This window comes from Citrobacter sp. Ce104 (genome assembly GCF_030334595.1).
Lineage (GTDB): Bacteria > Pseudomonadota > Gammaproteobacteria > Enterobacterales > Enterobacteriaceae > Citrobacter > Citrobacter europaeus.
In genome coordinates this window covers 1-1,520 of the sequence record NZ_JAOWDP010000031.1, presented here as the reverse complement: position 1 = coordinate 1,520, position 1,520 = coordinate 1, and the positions used below count along the sequence as shown (strand labels likewise).

4 protein-coding genes are annotated in these 1,520 nt (G+C 48.9%); 2 read left to right on the top strand and 2 right to left on the bottom strand.

The genetic code is table 11. From position 1 onward, the window contains the following. Together OGW16_RS02040 and OGW16_RS02035 are read left to right on the top strand one after the other, a co-directional pair. On the top strand, positions 1-362 hold a 362-nt coding region (locus tag OGW16_RS02040), incomplete at its 5' end, for a gp53-like domain-containing protein (protein ID WP_502873960.1). Position 363: 1 nt separating this feature from the next. Beyond that, a complete protein-coding gene (locus OGW16_RS02035) occupies positions 364-777 on the top strand; it encodes a tail fiber assembly protein (protein WP_200000596.1) in 414 nt (137 codons plus the stop codon). On the opposite strand, the gene OGW16_RS02030 is transcribed toward OGW16_RS02035, so the two are convergent. Next, on the bottom strand, positions 758-1,183 hold the full coding sequence (locus tag OGW16_RS02030; RefSeq protein WP_200000595.1) for a tail fiber assembly protein: 426 nt from the start codon (positions 1,181-1,183) through the stop codon (positions 758-760). The genes OGW16_RS02035 and OGW16_RS02030 overlap by 20 nt on opposite strands. Further along, on the bottom strand, positions 1,180-1,520 hold a 341-nt coding region (locus OGW16_RS02025; RefSeq protein ID WP_502873959.1), incomplete at its 5' end, for a gp53-like domain-containing protein. The genes OGW16_RS02030 and OGW16_RS02025, both read right to left, overlap by 4 nt.

Below are 1,520 nucleotides of genomic sequence, written 5' to 3'. Positions count from 1 at the left end.
TTGGTTTGGGAGAGATAGCCCTGGCAGGCGTCATGAGCGCTGTTTTATCTGATGGCGGAAGGCTGACGCTGCCAGTAATTATTAATGGCACCCGCCGCGAATTGCTTATCCAGTGGGGACAAATGCCCTGTTCAAATCTGGCAACAACCACAACAGGCTTCCCCGTGCCGTTTCCCTCTACTTGCCTGAAAGTTGTGGGGTGGGGCTATCAGGTAGCAGGGTCAATACAGGCGTATGCCGTGTTGAATGGTTTTAACCGCAACAGTTTTACGTGGAATGCATTTTATGCTCCGGCGGGTTCTGCTCCATCGCTGGCTACAGCAGCAGCCGTTAACATCCACTACATCGCGATAGGGTATTAATATGAATTACATCTTTTCAGCCACTGATAACGCTTTTTACCCCCTTTCTATGCGACAGCAATATACTGACGCCGGAACATGGCCTGAAAATGGGATTCGGGTTAGCGATGATATTTTTAATGAATTTACCGGACCAGCTCCTGCCGGAAAAATACGAGGAGTTGTAAACGAAATGCCCGCATGGGTCGATTTACCCCCTCCCACACCCCGGCAATTAATTGACCAGGCTGAACATAAAAAGGAAACACTGAGAGCAACCGCTGATAAAGAAATAGTCTGGCGACAGGACGCCGTTGACGCGGGTATAGCGACGGAGGAAGAAACCGTCGCGTTTTCTGAATGGAAAAAATACCGGGTACTTTTGATGCGCGTTGATGCATCAAAACCTGTATGGCCTACGCCTCCGGGGAAATAGGCCAGTTAATATGCTCAGGGGCGGTAGTCACATCAATCGCCTTCACATCGTTTTTATAAGCCAGCCATGCCGACAGTTTCGCTCTGTTGGCGTCGCTGATTTCACCCAGCATCAGTTCCGTTCGCCAGTCGAGCATTACCGAATCAGCATTACTCAGTATTCTCTGGCGTTCGTTCTCTGCGCTCTGGATTAACTCTTCATAGCTCGGTTGGGGGATATCTACCCATGCAGGTAATCCTTCAGGTCCCGCAACTCGTGTTTTTCCTTCCCGATAAGATGTGAACTCATAAAAAACGCTGTCATCAACTGCAATAGCATCAGACGGCCAGTCACCATTTTGTTCATACTGCTCATGATACTGGACAGGGAAAAACAGATTTTTGGCGGCGCTATAAACGTAATTCATGATGAATATCCTATTGCTAAATAACTCGACGACCCTGACTGACGGACGTTATACGCCGACCACATATTGCCGTTAAATCCGGTTTTGGTGATTGAGTTGCACCCTGCCCAGGCTCCAGTTCCGGTTGCCAGCGCACTGGTAAAAATATGCAGCACATTGCCCGGAAATGGGAATGGAAATGTGACAGCTGTATCTCCTGAAGTAAGCCCGGCAAAACTCCCCCACTGCACAATGATTTGTTTTTCAACACCGCCGATAAGTGCAGGGATAGTGAGGTTTCCTGGTGAAGACTGAGTGGCAACAGCTGCTGCCAGTTTTGCTGCTGTTCCCAAACCAA